The following is a 6,258-nucleotide window of genomic DNA, read 5'->3' as shown; positions in this document are numbered from 1 at the left end:
CAGGCATCTCAAGCGCTCGCAGGCCGAGCGCGACGCGCAGCAGCGCCAGGCTGCGCGCACGAAGAAGGTTCTCGCCGCCGCCGGCCTGCCGGTGATGGAATCCTCCACCCATATCGTGCCGGTGCTGGTCGGCGATCCCGAGCTCTGCAAGATGGCGAGCGACCGCCTGCTCGGCGTCCACGGCATCTACATCCAGCCGATCAACTATCCGACGGTGCCGCGCGGCACCGAGCGGCTGCGCATCACGCCGACGCCGTTCCATTCGGACGCGCTGATCGCCGAATTGCAGGACGCGCTGGTCGAGACCTGGGACGCTCTCGGCATCCCCTATGCCGCCTCCGGGCGCCCTTCGGTGGCCAAGAGCGACCGCATCATTCCGCTGCTGGTGCCGAAGTCAGGCGGGTGAAGCCGCCTCCTCACACCGTCTTCATCCATTTCGCCAGGCGATGCGCCGCTTCCTCGAGCTGATCGAGGCGGCGGTGGAAGCATAGCCTGAGGAAGGCCTCGCCGCCGGGGCCGAAGGCCGTGCCAGGCGCCACGCCGACATTGGCGTTGTCGACGATGTCGAAGGCGGCGGTGCGGGAATCGGTGATACCGTCGACGGTGAAGAACAGGTAGAACGCGCCTTGCGGCACGGTGAAGCGCGCCTTGCCGGTTGCGCCCAGGATATCGCAGACGAGGTCGCGCGCGGCGCGTGCACGCTCGACCTGTTCGACGATGAAGCCGTCGCCCTCGTCGAGGGCGGCGACCGCGCCGCGCTGCATGAACTGCGCGACGCCCGAAGTCGAATACTGGATCAGGTTCTCGAACACCTGCTGCAAGGCGGGATGGGTCTTGATCCAGCCGACGCGCCAGCCGGTCATCGCCCAGTTCTTGGAGAAGCTGTTGACAAACAGGATGCGGTCCTCGTCCGTGGCGATGTCGAGGAAGGACGGCGCACGGCCATGGCCATAGTGGAACAGCGCATAGATCTCGTCGGCGATGATCCAGAGATTGCGGGCGCGGGCCAGATCGAGGATTGCTTGAAGAGTTTCCTTGTCGGCGGTCCAGCCGGTCGGGTTCGAGGGCGTGTTGATGAGCAGCGCCTTCGTCCGCGACGTGACGGCGGACGCGATCTTGTCGATGTCGCAGGACCAGCCATTGCCGGACTGGTCGAGCGTGACCGCAACCGGAACAGCGCCGGCAACGCCGGCGGCGGCGGCGAAATTCGGCCAGGCCGGCGACAGGTAGATCACCTCGTCGCCGCTACCGGCGATGGCGTCGATCGCCAATTGGATGGCGTGCATGCCGGAAGCGGTGACGATGAATTCTTCCTCGGCGAAGCGTTTTCCGAAATGCCTGGCGTAGTAGCGGGCGAGCGCTTGCCTGAGCTCGGGAATGCCTTTCTGCCAGGTGTAGAAGGTCTCGCCGGCGGCCAATCCCCGGGCGGCTGCGTCGCTGATGAAGGAAGGCGTTGGCAGGTCGCCCTCGCCGGCCCAGAGCGGGATCAGGCCTTCGCGCAAGCGACCGTGGTTGACGACGGCGACAATGCCGCTTTCGGGAGCGGCGCGGGCCTCGGTGCGCAAGGTCTGGATCAGGGTCATGCAACAATCCGTCCGGTTTTCCACGACTGCTAACGTCTTTTACGACAGCCGCAAACAGAAAACCCCGGCCGCGAACGGCCGGGGTTTTGGTCCAGCGTGTCCGCCTTGAGATTATTTCTTGGCGAGCAGGTCGCGGATTTCAGTCAGAAGCTGGACATCGGCTGGAGGCGGTGCTGCAGCGGCGGCGGGCTTCTCGCGCTCCAGCCGCTTGCGCAGATTGTTCACGGCCTTGACCATCAGGAAGATGATGAAGGCAAGGATGAGGAAGTTCAGCACCGCGGTGATGAAGCTGCCATAAGCGAAAACGGCGCCTTCCTTCTTGGCTTCAGCCAGTGAGGTCGAGTGGACGTTCGAGGACAGTCCGAAGAAGTAGTTGTTGAAGTCCAGTCCGCCGAAGATCGCACCGACGATCGGCATGATGACGTCGTCGACCAGGGAAGTGACGATCTTGCCGAAGGCGGCGCCGATGATGACGCCGACGGCCAGGTCCATGACATTGCCCTTGGAAATGAATTCCTGGAATTCTTTCAGCATTCGACCCTCCTTGCCATGACAGGCCGCGCTGCCGCCCCGACTCTCCGGCGCCGACCCGAAGCCACAATAACAAACCCCCCCGGTTGCAAAACCGGAAAAAGGGCGAAGCCATAGCTTTGTGTCACACGCCGCGTCGTCGCGCACATATGCGCCGAAAGCCGCGATGGACTTGGGCTCCAAGCTGTGGTTGCGTCTAGACCGGTCCAGCGTTTGATGGAAACGCTGGACCGCTCTAAGTATTTGTTCTTACGCAATTCCGGACGGAAAACCGCGACACACTTTTCCTGGAATTGCTCGGGCGGACCGGGTGAGGACCGGTCAGGGAGGAAGTTCGAACCGTGCAAGGCTGGTTCGTCGTCATCATCGCGATCGCCTATGTGACGCTGCTTTTCGCCATTGCGAGCATCGGCGACCGGCGCTCGGTGGCAGCCGGGCTCGGCCGGGCGCGCCCCTTCATCTATGCGCTCAGCCTCGCCATCTACTGCACCTCCTGGACCTTCTTCGGCTCGGTCGGGCTTTCCTCCGAGCGGGGCCTCGAATTCCTCGGCATCTACACCGGCCCGGTGCTGGTCTTCGTGTTCGGCTTCCCGCTGCTCAACCGCATCGTCCGGTTGGCCAAGAGCGAGAAGATCACCTCGATCGCCGACTTCCTCGGCGCACGCTACGGCAAGAGTTTTACCGTCGCCGCGATCGCGACGCTGATCGCCACCATCGGCGCCGTGCCCTACATCGCGCTGCAGCTGAAGGCGATCTCCGGCTCGGTCAGCCTGATGATCGAGCACTATACCGGTTCGCCGCCCTCTTTCGATCCTTTTGTGAGCGACATCTCGCTGGTGGTGGCGATGCTGCTGGCGCTGTTTGCGGTGCTGTTCGGCACCCGCCACGCCGACGCCACCGAGCACCAAGACGGGCTGGTGCTGGCGGTGGCGGTCGAGACCGTGGTCAAGCTCGCGGCTTTCCTCGCCATCGGCCTGATGGTGACCTTCCTGGTCTTCGGCGGCCCCGGCGACATGTTCGACAAGCTCGCCGACAACGCGCAGGCCCGGCAGGCGATGGGCTACGGCACCTCCTTGGCAACCTGGCTGGTGCTGACCTGCCTCAGCGGTTTTGCCATCCTCATGCTGCCGCGCCAATTCTACGTCACCATCGTGGAGAACCGCAGCGAGGCCGAACTGCGCACCGCGACCTGGGTGTTCCCGCTCTATCTCGTGGCGATCAACCTGTTCGTGCTGCCGATCGCCTTTGCCGGGCTGTCGCTGGTCGGTACCAGGACCAGCAGCGACCTCTATGTGCTGTCGCTGCCGCTGTTCAGCGGCCACGACGTGCTCGCCATGGCCGCCTTCATCGGCGGCCTGTCGGCGGCGACCGCAATGGTCATCGTCGAGAGCGTAGCGCTGTCGATCATGATCTCAAACGACCTTGTCATCCCGCTGTTCGTGCGCCGGCTGCTCAAGACCCCTTCTTCCGACAATGAGGACTGGTCGACGCTGATCCTGAACGTCAGGCGGGCGTCGATCTTCATCATGCTGTTCATCGCCTTCCTCTACTACCGCGAGAGCACCAACAGCGCGCGGCTGTCCTCGATCGGGCTGATGTCGTTTGCCGCGATCGCCCAATTCGCGCCGGCGCTGATCGGCGGGCTGATCTGGCGCCGCGCCAACGGGCGCGGCGCCGCGCTCGGCATGGTCGCCGGCATCCTGGTGTGGGGCTATACGCTGCTCCTGCCTTCACTGCTGGCCTCCGACACCGAGATCGTCGTCCATGGTCTGTTCGGCTTCGAGGCGCTCAGGCCGCAGGCGCTGTTCGGCACCGTCGGCGAGCCGCTGAACCATGGGGTGTTGTGGAGCCTGTCGGTCAACGCGCTGTTCTTCGTGCTGGGCTCGCTGTCCCGTGCATCCGTGCCGCTGGAACGCATCCAGGCGGCGATCTTCGTGCCGCGCGAGGCGGGCCCGATGCCGAGCCTGCGCCGCTTCCGCACCGCCGTCACCGTCAACGACCTCAAGGACACGATCTCCCGCTATCTCGGCGTCGAGCGCACCGAGCGCTCCTTCCAGTCTTTCGAGAAGAACGCGAACGTCTCCCTGCACGGCAAGGAACAGGCCAGCATGGACGTCATCCGCTTCTCGGAGCAGTTGCTGGCGAGCGCCGTCGGCTCGTCCTCGGCGCGCCTTATCCTGTCGCTGCTCTTCCGCCGCAACGACCGCGACTCCAAGGACGCCTTCCGGCTGCTCGACGACGCCACCGAGGCGCTGCAGCACAACCGCGACCTGTTGCAGATCGCGCTCGACCAGATGGAGCAGGGCATCACCGTCTTCGACCGGGATTTCCGGCTGATCTGCTGGAATCGGCAATACCGGGCGCTGTTCGACCTGCCGGACGAGATGGGCCAGGTGGGCGTCTCGCTCGACCAGATTCTCCACCATCTCGCCGAGCGCGGCGACATCCCCGCCGACCAGCGGATGACGATGCTCAACCGGCTGACCAGTTTCGTCAGCCCGTGGCAGATGGAGCTCAGGACCAGCGGCCGCATCCTGGAGCTGCGCTCCAACCCGATGCCGGACGGCGGCATCGTCGCCACCTATGCCGATATTTCCGGCCGCGTCGAGCAGGACCTGGCGCTGAAGCGGGCCAATGAATCGCTGGAGCAGCGGGTCAAGAGTCGCACCGCCGAGCTTACCCGCGTCAACGAGGAGCTGGCGCAGGCGCAGATGCTGGCCGAGGAAGCCAACCTCAGCAAGACGCGCTTCCTCGCCGCCGCCGGCCACGACATCCTGCAGCCGCTGAATGCCGCCCGGCTCTATTGCTCGTCGCTGATCGAAAAAGCCGGCAAGGGTCGAGCCGGCAAGGCCGCCATCAACATCGAATCCTCTTTGGAGTCGGTCGAGACCATCCTCGGCGCGGTGCTCGACATCTCGCGGCTCGACGCCGGCGCGTTGAAGCCCGAGGACACCGCCTTCAGCCTCGGCGGGCTGCTTGGCCAGATCGGCAACGATTTTCGCCCGCTCGCCGCCGAAAAGAAGCTCGGGCTGAAAATCATGCCGTCCTCGCTTGGCGTCATGACCGACCGCAATCTGCTTCGCCGGCTGATCCAGAATCTGGTTTCCAACGCGATCAAATACACGCGCGACGGTCGCATACTGGTGGGTGTCAGGCGGCGCGGCGAGCTGGCCGAGATCCAGGTGATCGACACCGGCATCGGCATTGCCGGCGACAAATTGAACACCGTCTTCCACGAATTCACGCGGCTGGACGAAGGCGCGCGCGAAGCCGAAGGCCTCGGTCTCGGCCTTTCCATCGTCGATCGCATCGCCAGGGTGCTGAGGCTTGAAATCCGCATCTTCTCCAATCCGGGCAAGGGCACGCGCTTTTCGGTCATCCTGCCGATTGCGGCGATCGCGGCGCCGCCGCGCGAGGTCGGGAAGGCGCCGACGCGCGCGGCATCCTCACTTGCCGGACTCAATGTGCTGTGCATCGACAACGACGCGCGCATCCTCGACGGCATGCGGCTGCTGCTCGAAGGCTGGGGCTGCAGCGTCGAGACCGCTTCGGGATCGGCAGACCTCATGCGCCCCAGCGCGGTGAGGCCGGATGTGGTGCTTGCCGACTACCATCTCGACGGCGGCACCGGGCTCGACGCGATTCACAGGCTGCGCGCCGCCTACGGCCAGGACCTGCCTTGCGTATTGGTCACCGCCGACCGTTCCAGCGAGGTGCGCACGGCCGCAGGCAACCTCGATATTCCGGTGGTCAACAAGCCGCTGAAGCCGGCCGTCCTGCGCTCGATGATGGCGCGCGTCAGGGCGCTGGCGCCGGCGGCGGAGTAATCCTCTTTCTGCCTACCCTTGGTATCCCAGGCTTCTGAGATAGGCGCAAAACATGTCGGCGAGCGCATCGGAATAGGTTTCGATCTCGGCTGACGTGCGCGGATTTGCCGAAAAATCCGCTCCCACAGCGCTGAGCGTCTCGATGATCAGCTCTCCGGCCAGGTCGCGAACAGGATCCGAAGCCGCAGGCAGCGTCTCCTGCATGAAGACTTCGACCGTGCGGTTCGCCATGGCCCTTGCCTCCTGGGCCTCTGGCGCGTCCCGATAAAGATCCCATGAGGCGACGGGCGGCGGAACTCAGGTAAGGTTTCGGGGTC

4 protein-coding genes and 1 pseudogene are annotated in these 6,258 nt (G+C 64.8%); 2 read left to right on the top strand and 3 right to left on the bottom strand.

Annotated features, from left to right (window positions below):
- Nucleotides 1–406, top strand: a 406-nt coding sequence (locus AU465_RS33460) for an aminotransferase class I/II-fold pyridoxal phosphate-dependent enzyme (protein ID WP_192257333.1), incomplete at its 5' end; no start/stop codon positions are given.
- A 10-nt stretch (nucleotides 407–416) separates the two neighbouring features.
- Here AU465_RS33460 and AU465_RS33455 read toward each other — a convergent pair.
- Together AU465_RS33455 and mscL are read right to left on the bottom strand one after the other, a co-directional pair.
- Nucleotides 417–1,583: a pyridoxal phosphate-dependent aminotransferase gene (locus AU465_RS33455; RefSeq protein WP_192257332.1), complete on the bottom strand. Its 1,167-nt coding sequence runs from the start codon at nucleotides 1,581–1,583 to the stop codon at nucleotides 417–419.
- 111 nt (nucleotides 1,584–1,694) lie between these two features.
- On the bottom strand, nucleotides 1,695–2,117 hold the full coding sequence (gene mscL, locus AU465_RS33450) for a large conductance mechanosensitive channel protein MscL (protein WP_192257331.1): 423 nt from the start codon (nucleotides 2,115–2,117) through the stop codon (nucleotides 1,695–1,697).
- A gap of 338 nt (nucleotides 2,118–2,455) precedes the next feature.
- On the opposite strand from mscL, the gene AU465_RS33445 reads away from it, so the two are divergent.
- Nucleotides 2,456–5,941 (top strand): PAS domain-containing hybrid sensor histidine kinase/response regulator, encoded by a 3,486-nt coding sequence (locus AU465_RS33445; RefSeq protein WP_192257329.1) that lies wholly within the window; start codon nucleotides 2,456–2,458, stop codon nucleotides 5,939–5,941.
- A gap of 12 nt (nucleotides 5,942–5,953) precedes the next feature.
- On the opposite strand, the pseudogene AU465_RS33440 reads toward AU465_RS33445, so the two are convergent.
- Nucleotides 5,954–6,211, bottom strand: a pseudogene (locus tag AU465_RS33440) (TetR/AcrR family transcriptional regulator); the annotation flags it as partial.
- Nucleotides 6,212–6,258: the final 47 nt, after the last annotated feature.

Source organism: Mesorhizobium silamurunense (assembly GCF_014843905.1).
Lineage (GTDB): Bacteria > Pseudomonadota > Alphaproteobacteria > Rhizobiales > Rhizobiaceae > Mesorhizobium > Mesorhizobium silamurunense.
The sequence above is the reverse complement of the archived record's forward strand: the minus strand, read 5'-3'. Positions and strand labels throughout refer to the sequence as shown.